Origin of the sequence: Brucepastera parasyntrophica, from assembly GCF_022376835.1 — a bacterium.
GTDB lineage: Bacteria > Spirochaetota > Spirochaetia > Treponematales > Treponemataceae > Brucepastera > Brucepastera parasyntrophica.
Window position 1 is genome coordinate 854320 of sequence record NZ_CP084606.1, and the last position, 15879, is coordinate 870198.

Here is a 15879-nt window from a genome sequence, read left to right on the forward strand (position 1 = left end):
GGCCGCTTTTTGTCAAGCATGGGATAAATCTGCGAAAGGACTATTGCGGCAGCAATATGCCGGCACGGCTGAAAAAAACGCTGTAATCCGCTTTGCAAAAAAAAACAAAAATTGATATAGTTATCAATGTCGAGTAGCAGAAAATGCGTAAGTCCGGACTTTCCGGGCTTAGGCGTTTTCTGCTTTTTTTTATTTATTCACCTGAGGCAGAACATTATGAATCAAAAGAATGCGAATGATTTTTTAGAAAAAGAAAAACTGGGGCGGCTGATGCGAAAATTTGCGGTTCCCTGTATTATTTCCCTGCTTGTGGCGGCCCTGTATAATATTGTGGACCAGATTTTCATCGCGAATGCGGATTATCTTGGCTCCTATGGAAATGCAGCCAACACAGTTGTTTTTCCCCTGACCGTGGTGGCTCTGGCCATTGCGGTGATGATCGGCGACGGGTGCTGCGCCTTTGTAAGTATCAGCCTGGGAGCAAAAGAAGATGAAAAAGCCCATCACAGTATCGGTAATTCCATTGTTCTGACAGTTGCATCCAGTCTGGTTATCACCGCGGTATATCTGTTTTTTCGTGACCCTATCCTGACCATGTTCGGAGGCAGGGTTAATCAGGAAACCTTTAACCTTTCAAAGGAATATTTTACGTATATTGCCATCGGTATTCCCTTTTTTATGTTCGGGCAGGCAATGAACCCCATTATCCGTTCGGACGGAAGTCCCCGGTTCGCAATGGTTTCAACTCTGGCAGGGGCTATTCTCAATGTCATTCTGGATCCGATATTTATTTTTGTGTTCCGGTGGGGAATGATGGGTGCCGCAGTAGCTACAGTGCTCGGGCAGGTTCTGACCGCGGTGTTGGCGGTTATGTATCTGTTCCGCATGAAAGCGACCAGGCTGCGCCGGAGCAGTTTCAGGCTTAGCGGAAGTCTGATGGGCAAATTTCTTCCCCTGGGCATCTGCAGTTTTCTTTCCCAGATTTCCCTGGTGGCAGCCATGGCGGCGATTAATAACATGATACACAAGTACGGAGCCATGGACGCTATTTTCGGTCAGCCGCAGTACGCCCAGATACCTATGGCCGTGGTGGGCATTGTGATGAAGTTTTTTCAAATCGTAATTTCCGTAGTCGTCGGTATGGCCGCGGGATGTATTCCCATTGTCGGTTATAACATGGGCGCGGAACGGTATGACCGGGCCAGAGGACTTTTCACCCGTCTGCTTATTGCCGAAACCTGCGTAGGAATTGCCGCCCTGCTTGCTGTTGAACTCTTTCTGCAGCAGCTGCTGAGTATTTTCGGGGCGGCAAATGAAAGTATTTATTATACCCAATTCGGGGTAAAGGCATTCCGGATTTATCTGTGCATGGTGGTACCGGCCTGCATTAATAAAGCAGCCTTTATCTTTCTCCAGTCAATGGGAAAACCCTGGGTGTCAACCTTTTTATCCATGCTCAGGGAAGTGATATTCGGTGTGGGTCTGGCCCTCCTGCTTCCCGTATTCTGGGGACTCGACGGTGTACTCTACTCCATGCCCGCGGCAGACATTCTGACTTTCACTGCGTCGGTTATTGTGATCGTCAATACATATAAAACCCTGGGAAAACATATTTCTCCGGCCGCTGAAGACCTCGCGGATCAAAACCATGGACAACAGATTACAGAAGGAGTATCTCCGGTTAACGCAATTATCACGATCGGAAGATCTTTCGGTTCCGGCGGGAGGACAGTGGGCAAGCTGCTCGCTGAAAGACTGAATATTCCGTATTATGACAAGGAAATCCTCACCGCGGCGGCGGAAAGCAGCGGACTGAATGAAAAATATATTGAATCCATTGACGAACGGTCCGCGAAAGCGGCACCAATCCGTAGTTTTTCCGGCGACGCGGGATACGGGTCTATGGAAGAAATCGCCCATTCTGCCCAGCGCGAAGCTATCGAACAGGCCGCACAAAAAGGGGCCTGCGTTATTGTCGGCCGCCGGTCCGACCGGATATTAAAAGAAGCATATGACGTATTCAGCGTCTTTATTACAGCTCCTTTCAGGGACCGGATAAAAAGAGTGGCCGGGCGAGACCGCATACCGGAAGAAGAATGTGTTTCTGTTATTAAACGGATGGACAGGGAACGGGCCGCATATTATAACCAGTTGTCAAGTGAAAAATGGAATGCCGCTTCTACCTATAACCTCTGTATTGATACAGGAAAACTTGGAATTGACGGAGCCGTATCCTCAGTTATTCACTGCCTGAAAATCATGGGAAAAGTCCGCACAGGTGCTGAAAACCGGATTCATAAATAACACTAACCGGTTTCATAACCCGCCGGCTAATACCGGTTACGGTGTACCTTCCGGGCATCATAAAAACTGACGCTGGCGGAACTGACTGCGTCCGATGCCGGATATCCCAGGGCAATCATCATGTGGGGAATGACCGTATCGGGAAGACTAGCTGCCCGGGCGACGGCCCGGATTCTTTTTTCCTGGGGAGCAACGCTCATGGCGACGCTGGACAGCCCAAGTTCAGCTGCCCGGACAAGGATAGCCTGAACAGCAATGCCGGAATCGAATTCCAGAAGTTCGGGATAACGGGCCGCGGAAGTATCTTCCGCTATTACAATAAGGAGGGGTGCCGAAGAAAGGGCCTGGGCATAGGGATGTCCGGCCTGAATTGCCTTCATCACAGAATGGTCGGTAATAATGATAAATTCCCAGGCCCGCTGATTTCCCCCGGTGGGAGACGCGAAGGCAGCCCGGAGCAGGTCCTCAATCCGGGCCTCCGTTACCGGAGTTTGGGCAAAGGCACGGGCAGTTGTCCTGGCAAAAATGCTGCTGGGCTGAGCGTCGCCGGCAGCAGAATTCGTTCCTGGCCGGAGCATTTCCGCTTGTTCACCGGAAGAAATGCTTTCACTGGCGCCGCTCATAGTATCAGGCGCGGAAGAGGCCGGTTCACTGTTTCCCTGAGCGCAGAACGGAACAGCTGCCAGAAGAAAGAGTACTGCGCCTATAATGATTTTCAGTCTTTGCATTTCAGCCATTTGTCTTGATTATTCACTCGTATAATCAATCAGAGTTTTTATCGGGACATCTCCAAGCGCCTCGGCATACTTCAAAAAAGGCAGGCCGACAACACCAAAAAATCCGATAACATTTGCCCCGCCCTGCTCAAGTACATTCTGGGCCGCATACAGGGTTCCCCGGTAGCAATAAGGTCATCCATGACAAGAATACGCTGTCCCGGAGAAACATCAGCCTGGTGTACTTCGATTTCCGCTGCTCCGTATTCCAGTTCATATTTGCAGACATACGTTTTTCCCGGAAGCTTGCCTTTTTTTCTGATCAGAATAAGAGGTATTCCCTGGCGTTCCGCAAAAGGCGCGGCAAAAACAAAGCCCCTCGCTTCTATTGCAGCAATAGCATCAATTTTTTCATCTTTATACAGTTCAATCATCCTGTCTATGCAATAGCGGAAAGCAGGAGGATATACAAGGATTCCTGTCACATCATAGAATAAAACACCCGGCTTCGGAAAATCAGGAATTTTCCTGATCGCCTCATCAAGAGAAAAATTTTCATTCATATTGGAAAGTGTAATATATCAAAATGCACAAGTCAACAAGCGGGGGTGCGGCCCAGCCGGCGGAAGCCCTGGACCCGGGCGCAGGCATTCGAAGACAGCGGGCTTGCTTTTCCGCTTGAAAGGTACCGGAACCCGAGACCCGCTATCATTGCACCATTATCCGTACACAGTTTGAGGGGAGGAAAAATACAGTTCAGATCACTCCGTTCCGCGAGGCGTTCGCGGAGGCGGGAATTTGCTGCCACGCCGCCGCCTGCTACAACTGTAGTAAGGCCCGTATCTTCAATGGCTCTGAACAGCCGGGACAGGAGTATCTCAATGGCCGTTTCCTGGAAGGAGGCCGCAATGTTTTCCGGCGTCCTGGGAAAATCAGGGTTCCAGAACTGGTCTATCTGATTAATGACGGCAGTCTTTAATCCGGAATATGAAACATCATACCGGTGTCCTTCCTTGTTTATTTTCGGAAGGGGAAACTTTGCCGCGCGGGGGTCTCCGTTTTTTGCAAGTTTATCAATAATAACTCCGCCCGGATAACCGAAATTGTAGAATTTTGCGACCTTATCAAAGGCTTCTCCGGCAGCGTCATCCATTGTTGTTCCCAGAATTTCTATATCGTCAAAATCTGAAACTTTACAGATAATAGAGTGTCCGCCGGAAACGAGAAGACCAAGATAGGGATACCGGATATCCTGTACGAGATGGGCCGCATAGAGATGGCCCAGCATATGATTAACGGCAGCAAAGGGTTTGCCTGTTGCCCATGCAAGTGTTTTCGCAAAGGTAAGACCGACAAGCAGGGAACCCATAAGCCCGGGGCAATTGGTCGCAGCGATGCCGTCGATTTCATTCATGCTTATTGACGCTTCGGACAGGGCCTGCCGCACAACAGGCAAAATCCATTCGGTGTGCTTGCGGCTCGCAATTTCCGGCACAACACCGTTATACACGGCGTGAAAAGGTATCTGTGTGGCAATCACATTACTGAGTATTGTCCTGCCGTCTTCAACGACTGCAGCGGCAGTTTCGTCACAGGAGCTTTCGATTCCAAGGATTTTCATTCGTCAAAGGATTCTTTCACTGCAATATCGGCAACGGTGGAAAGAGAAAAACCCTGGCTGACAAGCTCGGGATACATTTCATTAAGCGTTTCCGCAAGCTGATTTGACCAGATATGGCCTATCATTATTGCCGATCCATTTTTTCCCGCTATTTTCAGACCACTGTTGATCGCTTCAATTATATCTTTTTTTCCTGGCTGTTATCCAGGAATACAGAACGTTCCCAAATAGTCATGTTTTTCTCCCTCGCAATAGCCGGAGCCGCAGTATTTGCCGTTGTCCTGGAATCAAGAAAAAATATTCCCTCTTCCCGGACCAATTCAAGAACCGCATCCATAGCATCCCAATCCGCGGTAATGAGCGAACCTTCATGATTATTCATGCCGGCGACAGGTCCGACTTCCCGGATATTTTTCCGTATTATCTCTTTTATTTCAGCCCGCGTCATCCCGGGCATAATCGCGCCCGGGCCGGGATCGAACGAGAGATTTTCCGCCTGCATGGGCTGATGCAAAATCAACTCCTTTCCGGCGGCCCGGATCCGGTCGGCAGCTTCTTTAGAATACTGCAAACCGGGCAAAACAGCAATAGTACAGGGAAAGGGCAGGTCCAGAAACGGCTGGAGCTGGTTCAGATTATGTCCGGCATCGTCAAATACAAAAACCAGGGTCCCTGAAGATTTCCGCGGCACAGGCGGCAGCGGCTTTTCGGGAGGGGCGGCGGGAACAGCGGGCCGGGACGGAATTTCGGGAAGAATTTCAGGAGGTTTTTCCGGGACAGTTTCAGTTACCGGAGGTTTATTTTCTCCGGCAACCGGAGCGTTTTCAGTAATAAGCGGAGGTTCATTTCCGGAGGGATCTGAAACACCTGAAATAAGAACTTTTCCGAGGAAAAGAAGTACGGAAAAAGCAAATACTGCACCCAGCAATATCAGATTGATTCTGATTCTGTCTTTCAGTCCTTTTGTTTTTTTGTTTGGGGCCTTTTTTTTAGGTGCTGTTCCCTGTGTATTTTTCTTCGGGGACTTTCCGGAACTCCGCGCGGCGGTCCTTTTTGGGGATTTGGGCGTGCCGGTTCCCGAAGGTTTTTTCCTGTTTCCGTTCTCCATCATGTATCAGGATAAAGAGAGTCCGTTCACGTGTCAACAGAAAAGAGGCAGGCAGGACCGCGTCATCCTGCCTGCCAGAGCGAGCAAGGAGATTTTTTAATTATATTTATTCAGCTGTATAATACTTCCTTCATTCCTTCAGAGTTTTTTCTGAGTTTTCTTAAAGCCCGCAGTTCAATCTGGCGGACAGTTTCAGCCGATACGCCATACCTGTTGCCCAGCATTTTGAATGTATATGTTTTTCTATCATCCGTCAGGTTGTACCGCTTATCAAGGACTTCACGTTCGCGTTTTTTTAATGTATCCAGCATCTCTTTCATACATACTTTTGTATACTTTTTCATAACAATCTCTTCCGGATTATAGGTCATATCCGGAATCATTTCGTTTAGAGTCGCTGAATCATCGTCATCGGCAGAAACATCAAGGCTCGCAACGTATTCAGCATTCTGGAGAATGTCTGAAACCTGACGTGCAGTCATTCCGGTTTCCGCCGCAATTTCCTCCATTGAAGGATACCTTGAGTTTTTCTGGTACAGAAGGTTTGAAACTCTTCTGATCCGGGCGGCAAGTTCTTCCCGCCGGAAAGGAAGCCGGATAAGCCGCCGTTTGTTCATAATAGCCCTGCTGATTGACTGCTTGATCCACCAGCAGGCATATGTGGAAAAACGGACATTATATGACGCGTCATATTTTTGCGCTGCGGTTATTAAGCCGAGATTTCCTTCCTGAATAATATCAAGCAGCGTAAAGCCGTCTATCTGATATTTTTTTGCAATATTTACAACCAGGCGGAGATTCGATTCAATCAGCTTTTTCTGAGCTGCTGCATCGCCGTTTTTATTCCTGCGCGCGAGATCCAATTCCTCCTCAAAAGAAAGAAGCGGAAAGCGGCCTATATCTTTCAGATAGTCTGCAAGTTCATTATAATCATACTTTACCATAAAATCACCTCGATATAATACAAGCAAAAAATGTGCCAACTGAGGCATTATGAATAAAAACCTGCATGATTTTGGGTATATCAACTATTGGTATTCTTTATATTCAGAAAGATGCGCCCGGAGAAAAAAATACTTTTTTTGGGAAATAATGAAAAAAGCCAAAGAAAGCCTGTCAAGTTTGTTTTTTAATTATTACTAAATCATTATTATACAATGATTTAAAATGTATTTATGGATAGCCGGAAAACAGCATGCTTTGCCGGCGGAAAAGGGTACGTTTTTTTTGCCTGCAGATGAATTTGTCAGCCGGGAAACAAACTGCGTACTATCAGCTTAATTTCAAAAAAATATATTTGAAGTGCCTGTTTTCAGGAACAAAAAAATACCCGAAAAAATGTATCTTTTTTTATACAGAATCGGGTTTATAGGTGTATACTTTTCCATCAATTCCTGCGGCGGACAGGAAACCTCCGGTTTTATCATATAAAACCGACGCCGAGAGTGCGGGAACGGATAAGGGAAATTTTCCGCCGCCGTCCGGCAGATCAACTGCAAAAACAGGAAGAGACAGTCCTGACAGCTGCTGCCGCAGTTCTTTCCATATATTTATTCCCTGTTCCAGAGGAACCCGGAAATGGGAAGTGCCTGGGGCAAGATCGCACTGGAAAAGGTATCCCGGTTTTATTCCGAGGCAGACCAGTTCATGGAAAAGTGAGGAAAGGATTTCCGGAGTATCATTGATTTCCCGGAGGAGTACTGTCTGGCTCTGCATGGGAATTCCGGAATCGCGTATTGCAGCCAGGCATTTTCTCTGTTCCTCGCCAAGCTCGGCGGGATGATTGATATGGGGGATGACCCACAGCGGACGGAGTGAACGGAAAAAGGAAAGTATTTTCCGGGAGAATAATCCGGGAGCAAAAACAGGAGCCCTTGTTCCTATGCGGATCAAAATATCGGTTCTGGCCTCTCTTATTTTTTCTAAAAACCCTGCAAGCTGTTTATACGGAGCGCTTAACGGATCCCCGCCGGATACAAGAATTTCCCGGACTTCCGGGTGCTGTTCAAGATATCCGCATACTTTTTCAAGTTCATCATTACTGATAAACCCGAAAGAGCGGGATGTATATGTCCGCCGGAAACAGTACCGGCAATATCCCAGGCACTGGCCGGTTACAAGAAGCAATACGCGGTTTTTATACTGGTGAACAAGACGGGGCGTAATGCAATAGCGGGATTCGCCGAGAGGGTCCGCCGTTTCTGCGGGAGAAATAAGGTGTTCGTTTTCCGACGGTTCAACCTGTTTCCGCAGGGCCTCTCTGTCCGCCGGGGATGCGGCCAGGTCTATCAGTTTTTTAAAGGCTGGAGAAACCAGAAAAGGAAGATCAGCAGGATTGTTCCCATCTACTCTGGTTTTTCTCCAGTCATATGAAAGAGGATCATGTTCTGTCATTGTCAGGTTTCGGCGCAAAGGGAGGCCATAACGCAGGCTTCCATGACCATATTTTCTACAAGACAGCATTCATCGGGCTGGTGGGCTGTTTCTTCCATGCGGCTCCAGACGACCGCATTATAACCGGCATTCCTGAGATAGGCGCCGACAGTGCCGCCGCCGACTCCAATGGGGCGGGCCGTGACACCGAGAATATCCGAAATAGCCTCAGCCAGTTTTTTAACGACCGGCGCATCCTCGGGCGTAGCTCGGGATTCAACGGCCTGTTCTTCAGTCCAGTTTATTGTTACACCGTGCTTTTTTTCAGTCTCCCTGATAATTCCTGTCATTTCAGCGCGGACTTCCTCCAGGGTATAAGACGGGAGAATCCTGCAATCCATGTAGAAAACGTCTTCGCCGGGAATAGTATTGATATTCGGAACATTGGCTTCTTTTTTTGTCGGCTGGAAGGTTGAACGGTCCGGTTCAAACAGCGGATCGCGGCGGTCAAAGACCGATTCCAGGTTATTAAGACGCAGCGCGAGATCACAGGCGGCAAGATGGGCATTTATTCCTTCATCCGGGCGGGATCCGTGGGTCTGTTTTCCCTGTGTTTTAATCCGGAGCCACAAAAGGTTTTTTTCCGCAATTTCAATCGTTTCTCCCAGAGGATCGCCGCCGTCCGGGATAATTATGAGATCGGAGGGTTTGAATATAGTATGTTCACGCAGAATATACTGAATCCCGTATGCGGACCCGACTTCTTCATCCGCAATAAAAAGAAGTTTGATAGTATGGGCAGGCCTGGTTCCTGTTTTTATAAATGACAGGGCGGCAAAGACAGAAGCGACGAGTCCCTGCTGGTTATCTTCTACTCCGCGGCCGATAAGCATTCCGTCCCGTTCGGTCACTGTCCACGGGTCTGACGTCCATTTTTCAAGATCGCCCGGCGGGACAACATCAAGGTGCGACATAAACCATATACGGGTGCTGTCATCAACACCGGGGACTGTAACAACCAGATTTGGCCGTATACCTGATGGAACGCGGCGGTCAGGCGCATCGTACCGTTCAAAATCGGTAAACCCGATTTCGCGGAGCGTACGGATCAGGGCCTCGCATTTTGCAAGCTCCCCTTCTCCGCCCGATTCCGGCGCCATTGCCGGTATTGCGGTAAGCAGTTTTTGCATGGATATCATGCCGGGGACCTGCTCCCTGATGAATGAAGTCAGTGTTTCTGATGTTTTCATTTTATACTCCTATAAAAAGTCAACTGGAAAGTTGACTTACAATCGGCAATTGTCAAATAATTTAAATTATTTGACTATAAAACTCCCGGAGACGAGTATTTTTGATATACATTCCATGTTGACCCGATAAGGGTATTTATGTCGGAATAAACGGGTTTCCAGCCGAGCAGTTTCTCTGCCAGAGCAGAAGACGCATAAGATTCGGGAGGATCTCCGGGACGGCGGGGAGCATACCGCGCGGGTATGTCTTTTCCGGTTACGCGCCTTGCAGCTTCAACCATTTCAGTTACGGTAATGCCCTTTTCCGTACCCAGATTGACAGTCAGGCTTTCCTTTTTTTGCTGATATATTCGAGCGCCTTAACATGGGCGTCAGCCAGATCGGTGACATGGACATAATCACGGATACAGGTCCCGTCGCGGGTATCATAGTCATTTCCGAATATCTGCAGTTCCTTACGCCATCCCGAGGCAACTTCCATAATAATGGGAAGGAGGTTTTCGGGATTCCGCTCAAGCCCTATTATATCACCGTCAGGATCATATCCGACCGCATTAAAATACCGTAACGCGGCAAATTTAAGTTTTTTGGTTATATCATACCATTTCAGCATCTGTTCTATTTCAAGTTTAGTAAAGCCATAATAGCTCTCGGGATTCGGCGGATGATTTTCATCAATAGGAACATACCGGGGAGTTCCGAAAATTGCCGCGGAAGATGAAAAAACAATATTGGGACAATTCCAGGCGCAGGCCGCATTGAGAATATTGATTGTTCCCGAAATATTATTAATTGAATATTTTTCGGGAGATTGCATGGATTCACCCACCGACTTGCAGGCCGCAAGGTGAATACAGGCGTCAAAACCGCGGGCAAAGACGGCCTGTATATCATCCTGGTGACGTATATCACCGGGGACAAAGAGGGCTTCGGGAAAGAGATTCCCCAATTGTCCTGATGAAAGATTGTCGAATACAGTGACTTCATGCTCCGCGTTCAGCATGGCTTTGACAACATGGGTCCCTATATAGCCGGCCCCGCCGATAACCAGTACATTCATTCCTTTTCCTCCAATTGCAGTGAAATTGCTTCCCACTTTTCAGATAAGTGTTCTATATGTTCGCTGAGACGCTCTATTTCTTTTGGACCCCGCGGCTTTTCAGACCGTCACTGTATACATCAGGTAAGGCAAGGCGGATTTCCTGTTCTTTTTTTCTTCTTCGGCTTTTGCAATTTCAGCAAGCAGATTTGCCTCTATCTTTTCGAGTTTTCTCCGTTCCGCCTTCAGCCGTTTTTCCTCTTCATAGGAATAGGGTCTTTCATTTATCATGGCGTCTCCGGAAGAGGTTTGCGCAGTATCTTTTTTTTCGGAAGAAACTATTTCTTCGGAAAAAGTTCCTGCGGCCTCGCGCTCAAGCCGCTCAACGTAATATTTATAATCACCGGGAAAATTACGTACAATGGTAGGAGAACCGTCAGCGGGCGCGGTAAGTTCAAGGACTCTTGAAGCCAGACCTTCAATAAAACCGCGGTCATGGGACACAAAGACAATGGTTCCGCCGAAACTCTTCAGGGCGGAAAGCAATACATCCTTTGAATGAAGATCAAGATGATTAGTCGGTTCGTCCAGAATAAGCAGATTAATCGGTTTGAATAAAAGGCGAAGCAGGGCCAGCCTGCTTTTTTCTCCTCCGGAAAGCACGCTGATCGGTTTATAAATATCATCTCCGCGAAACAGAAAAGAACCAAGCATATCCCGGAGTTTCGGAATCATTTCCAGGGGAGCCTCATTTTCAAGCAAATCAATTATCCGTTCATCACCATTCAGCTCTTCCGCGGATTCCTGTGAAAAGTACCCCAGACTGACACCGGCTCCGTAACAGACACTGCCGGAAAAATCCGCGTCTGTTCCGGAAAGCACGCGGAGCAGAGTCGATTTTCCCGCGCCGTTTCTTCCGACAACAACAAGCCGTTCTTCTTTTTCGATAACAAGATCGAGATTATTCAAAACGGTTCTGTTTCCGTACTTTTTGGTAAGGTGTTCAGCGGTTATAACAATCCGGCCTGAATGCGGAGCCGGAGGAAATGAAAAATGGATTTTTTTCAGGTTTTCAGGAATCTCTATGCGCTCCAGCTTTTCAAGCTTTTTGATTCTGTCCTGTACGGCGGCGGCCTTTGTGGCCTTGTATCTGAACCGCCTGATAAAAATTTCCGTTTTCGCAATTTCTTCCTGCTGCTCTTCATAATGTTTGATAAGGGCCTTCAGTTCTTCTTCCCTGGTTTTTTCATATTTTGTGTAAGTTCCCGCGTAGCGCTTCAGTTCGCCGTTAAACAGTTCGAAAACCTCGGTTACCGTTATATCAAGAAAATAACGGTCATGGCTTACAATAAGAAAGCCCCCCGAGAATTCCCTGAGCCATTTTTCCAGCCAGGTGCGGGCCTCAATATCGAGATAATTCGTCGGTTCATCCAATAACAGAATATCGGGATGCTCCAGAAGGATTTTAGCAAGCGCGATACGCATTTGCCACCCGCCGGAAAATTCATCCGTCAGGCGGTTAAAATCGGAAGGGAGAAATCCGAGACCGAGAAGGGTCTGTTCCGCAAGCATGCGCCGCCGGTACCACCCCGAATCTTCAAGTTGTGTCTGAATTTCGTGATATTCCTCAAGAAGCCGGAGGGTCTGGGGGTCCGTATCCGTTCTGTTTTCCGTTTCCGGGGGATTCACGGCTAAAGTATTTCCTATTTCTTCAAGCCGGGCCGCAAGCGAAGCCCCGTATGAAAAAGCCTTTTCCGCTTCTTCCAGAAGAGTCAGTCCGGAATGCGCGATCCCGGACTGGGGAAGATATGATATGCGGGTACCTTTCTGGATTGCCCTGTCGCCGCTGTCCGGAGGTATAATGCCGGACAGGACTTTCATCAGGGTCGTTTTTCCCGATCCGTTTGCGCCCGCGAGAGCTGCCTTTGTTCCCGCCGCAAGGTTAAGCGATACATTGTCAAGAATATCCCTGTCCCCAAAGGCAACTGAAACCCGCGAAAACTGGACAAACGGCATCAGTTTTCATCCGCGGCTTTTTCAGGCCTGAAGAAAAGTATTGTAGGAGTTAAGTTCCGCGCTGTGACAACCGCATTTCTGATATTTGATTCACTTACCTGCTCAAGCCGAAGCCCCTGGGAATCAATAGTATACAGGAAGTGGACCCATCTTCCGGTGGAATCAAACAGGAATGATAAAACGCCGTTATAGTCTTTTGCCAGAGCCGAATTCAGAAAGTAACGGACTTCAACGGTTCCGCCGCCGCCCGCGCCCGCGGGAATAATTGCCGGGGTCAGCAGCTGATAACCGCTCCACAGGAAACGTCCGTCATCAAGAAACTGGATAACGCCATAATTTCCGGAAACAAACCGGGGCCCTGTATTTTTTATCCCGGCGAGAATCGCATCCCGGCGTTCCTGCTCGTTTTCGATTAATTGCTCCGGAGCAATATCAAGACGGGCAAAATAGAGGGCCACAGGCATGCCTATTTCATCGGCATACTGGACCAGAATAGTATTGTTTCTCCGCACCTGTACGGTCAGAGATGTTCCTTCAAACCGGTAAGCTCCGTTATCCATTTTTGTAACGCCCGTGTACGGGAACGATACAACTCCGTCCGCCGTTTCCACACGGGCTATGCCCGAAGTTTTTCCGGGATAGAAACCCCACTGGGGCTGTATCCGTGAAATATCGACCCTGTTATTCTGAATCATTGTACGGTAACTGTCGGGATACCAGGTATACGCCAAAAGGTTATCAAGTACCGGATCAGGCCCCGTATCGACAATGATCTTCAGGGCCGCGTCCGCGTCCCGTTCATCAAACAGGGTAAGATTATATGAAAAACACCAGCCCGTCGTCCCATCGTCGGACATAACCTCATACCAGTCGCCTTCAAGAGGAGCTTTGCCTGAAATAACCGGAACGCCTTCTCCTTTTCTGATGATTTTTACTTTCTGGTCCTTGCGCAGACGGTATACCTGACGGGCAGTATTGTCCGGCTGGGCCCGTATCGGGAGTCCGTCCAGTTTAACCATTGCATAGATATACCGGTATTCTTCCAGACCTGCGGCGGCTTTTTGAGCCTGGGATTTTGATTTATACAGAGACAGCTGCCAGAGAGGGACCTCAATGCGTTCTTTTGACCTGCTTCCGATTCCGATAACATAAACCTGACTGATATTCGACTGAATAAAAACGGGCACAACATCTCCTGCGGTAAGGTCATATTCGGGCAGAGACCAGGTCAGAACTCCGTAGCCGATATGATTGGCACAGGAAAAAAACAAAAGTCCTGTTAACAGCAAAAAAAGAGCCGGAGAGAAACACGTTTATATTCAGCAGAATTTATCATACTATTATAGTCCTTTAATTTAAGTCCCTGACACAAGGAATTAACTAATTCCTTTTGTCAGGAATACTTATAATCGGAAATAGTCAAATAATTTAAATTATTTGACTATAAAATACCTCATTGTATGTGAATATTCAATCAGTTCCTTGTTCCACCTTAATAATTTTACCCGCTGTTCGGTTACATAACCAGCGATATTATGGTATATTTTTTATACGTCTGACATAACTCTCCGGGAGCGGAACAATATGGAACAAAAAACCTGGTGGAAAGAAAGCGTGGTGTATCAGATTTATCCGCGCAGTTTTATGGATTCAAACGGCGACGGAATCGGTGATTTGAACGGAATACGCCAAAAGCTGGATTATCTGACCGGTCTCGGGATCGATGTTATCTGGATAAGTCCCTTTTTTAAAAGCCCGAATGACGATAATGGTTATGATATAAGCGATTACCGCGGCATAATGGACGAATTCGGTACGATGGACGATTTTGACGCCCTGCTTGCGGATGCCCACCGGAAAGGTTTGAAAATAGTTATGGATCTGGTAGTCAATCACAGCAGTGATGAACACCCCTGGTTTATTGAAAGCAGAAAAAGCAGGAACAACCCTTACCGGGATTACTACTTCTGGCGCGAGGGCAAAAACGGAAATCCCCCGAACAACTGGGGAAGCTGGTTTTCCGGCCCGGCCTGGGAATATGATAAAAATACCGATATGTATTTCCTCCATATTTTTTCAAAAAAACAGCCTGACCTTAACTGGGACAATCCGAAAGTCAGGGATGAAATATTTGACATGATGAACTGGTGGTGCGAAAAAGGCATTGACGGTTTCAGAATGGATGTTATCAGTCTGATAAGCAAGGTCCCCGGCCTTCCTGACGGAAAAAAATGGCCGGGCGCGCTCTACGGCGACGCAGGCCCCTTTATTTCGCACGGCCCCCATGTGCATGAGTATCTGAAGGAAATGAACAAACGGGTCCTTTCCCGCTATGACATTATGACTGTGGGCGAAGCCGCGAATGTAACAATAGAAGAAGCAAAAAAATACGCGGGATTTGACGCCGGAGAACTGAATATGGTTTTCCAGTTTGAGCATATGGGGACTGAATCCGCCGGAGGAAGCAAATGGACAGACCGGCGCTTTAACCTTCCCGCGCTGAAAGGAATTTTAAGCCGGTGGCAGACCGAACTGGAAGGAAAGGCCTGGAACAGTCTGTATTTTGAAAACCATGACCAGCCCCGGAGTGTTTCAAGGTTCGGAAACGATACGGAATACTGGGAAAAATCGGCAAAAATGCTGGCCACCTGTCTGCACATGCAAAAGGGGACCCCGTACATTTACCAGGGTGAAGAACTGGGAATGACCAATACGGTTTTTACCTCACTGGACCAGTGCCGGGATATTGAAACCCTGAATGTATACCGGGAAAAGGTTGAACAGGAAGGGGTCCCGCACGAGACCATGATGCGCTATATCAGCCTGGTCGGAAGGGACAATGCGCGCACGCCCATGCAGTGGAATGGGGACAAAAACGCGGGTTTTACCGAAGGCACACCCTGGCTGGCAGTTAACCCGAATTACAAGAAAATAAACACAGCCTCCCAGATTAATGACCCTGACTCAATATACAGTTACTATAAAAACCTCATCAGGCTGAGAAAAACCCACCCGGTTATTGTCTACGGTACATACGAACTGCTGGAACCTGAAAACGAAAATCTGTTTATATATACACGTACGCTTGAAAAAACAAAAATACTGGTTATCTGCAATTTTACTTCAAAGGAAATTCCATATAACCCGCCTGAAGAATTTGCGGAAAGCGGCCTGCTTGTATCAAATAGTGATAACCGCGTTTTTTCGCGCGAAATGATTCTCAGTCCGTATGAGGCTTCAGTATATCTCATATAAGGGGGGAACGCCTTCCAGCGAATCAGAACGTTCCCGCGGCCAAAATCTGCGGCACTGCTCCTCCTCGTTCCGAATCTTGAGAAATGACTTGACTCTGCAAGTCATTTCTCAAGGATTCTCTGAGTTGTGGAACAACTCATACCCTCTCGACCGGGTTTCGGAATCCCGGCGTATCTTATACTATAACTGCATACTAT

At 47.8% G+C, this 15879-nt stretch carries 10 protein-coding genes and 3 pseudogenes; 2 read left to right on the top strand and 11 right to left on the bottom strand.

What is annotated here, in order from left to right; all coding sequences use genetic code 11:
- Nucleotides 1–216: 216 nt before the first annotated feature.
- Nucleotides 217–2304: an MATE family efflux transporter gene (locus K7I13_RS04180; protein WP_255948225.1), complete on the top strand. Its 2088-nt coding sequence runs from the start codon at nucleotides 217–219 to the stop codon at nucleotides 2302–2304.
- A 26-nt stretch (nucleotides 2305–2330) separates the two neighbouring features.
- Here K7I13_RS04180 and K7I13_RS04185 read toward each other — a convergent pair whose 3' ends face one another.
- The 11 genes and pseudogenes from K7I13_RS04185 to K7I13_RS04235 all read right to left on the bottom strand — a co-directional run bounded on the left by K7I13_RS04185 (nucleotide 2331) and on the right by K7I13_RS04235 (nucleotide 13698).
- The gene (locus tag K7I13_RS04185; protein ID WP_255948227.1) at nucleotides 2331–3041 is read right to left on the bottom strand and encodes a nitroreductase family protein; all 711 of its coding nucleotides are present in this window, start codon (nucleotides 3039–3041) and stop codon (nucleotides 2331–2333) included.
- A 9-nt stretch (nucleotides 3042–3050) separates the two neighbouring features.
- Nucleotides 3051–3583, bottom strand: a pseudogene (locus K7I13_RS04190) (adenine phosphoribosyltransferase).
- Between the two features lie 32 nt (nucleotides 3584–3615).
- A complete protein-coding gene (tsaD, locus tag K7I13_RS04195; protein WP_255948229.1) occupies nucleotides 3616–4641 on the bottom strand; it encodes a tRNA (adenosine(37)-N6)-threonylcarbamoyltransferase complex transferase subunit TsaD in 1026 nt (341 codons plus the stop codon).
- Entirely contained in the window at nucleotides 4638–4766 is a 129-nt protein-coding gene (locus K7I13_RS04200; protein WP_369413695.1) for a hypothetical protein, read from the bottom strand. The genes tsaD and K7I13_RS04200 overlap by 4 nt, the downstream gene beginning before the upstream one ends.
- 53 nt (nucleotides 4767–4819) lie before the next feature.
- A complete protein-coding gene (locus K7I13_RS04205; RefSeq protein ID WP_255948231.1) occupies nucleotides 4820–5752 on the bottom strand; it encodes a divergent polysaccharide deacetylase family protein in 933 nt (310 codons plus the stop codon).
- A gap of 107 nt (nucleotides 5753–5859) precedes the next feature.
- Complete coding sequence (locus tag K7I13_RS04210) at nucleotides 5860–6693, bottom strand: sigma-70 family RNA polymerase sigma factor (RefSeq protein ID WP_255948233.1); 834 nt, start codon at nucleotides 6691–6693, stop codon at nucleotides 5860–5862.
- Nucleotides 6694–7099: 406 nt separating this feature from the next.
- Nucleotides 7100–8143 (bottom strand): KamA family radical SAM protein, encoded by a 1044-nt coding sequence (locus tag K7I13_RS04215; protein WP_255948235.1) that lies wholly within the window; start codon nucleotides 8141–8143, stop codon nucleotides 7100–7102.
- A 2-nt stretch (nucleotides 8144–8145) separates the two neighbouring features.
- Complete coding sequence (locus tag K7I13_RS04220) at nucleotides 8146–9372, bottom strand: M20 family metallo-hydrolase (protein WP_255948237.1); 1227 nt, start codon at nucleotides 9370–9372, stop codon at nucleotides 8146–8148.
- 74 nt (nucleotides 9373–9446) lie between these two features.
- Nucleotides 9447–10432 (bottom strand): annotated as a pseudogene (gene galE, locus K7I13_RS04225) (UDP-glucose 4-epimerase GalE).
- Nucleotides 10429–12427, bottom strand: a pseudogene (gene abc-f, locus K7I13_RS04230) (ribosomal protection-like ABC-F family protein). The pseudogenes galE and abc-f overlap by 4 nt, the downstream one beginning before the upstream one ends.
- Entirely contained in the window at nucleotides 12427–13698 is a 1272-nt protein-coding gene (locus K7I13_RS04235) for an SH3 domain-containing protein (protein ID WP_255948239.1), read from the bottom strand. The pseudogene abc-f and the gene K7I13_RS04235 overlap by 1 nt, the downstream one beginning before the upstream one ends.
- Before the next feature lie 313 nt (nucleotides 13699–14011).
- Between K7I13_RS04235 and K7I13_RS04240 the strand changes: the two genes are divergently transcribed.
- Entirely contained in the window at nucleotides 14012–15682 is a 1671-nt protein-coding gene (locus tag K7I13_RS04240) for a glycoside hydrolase family 13 protein (RefSeq protein WP_255948241.1), read from the top strand.
- Nucleotides 15683–15879 lie beyond the last annotated feature (197 nt).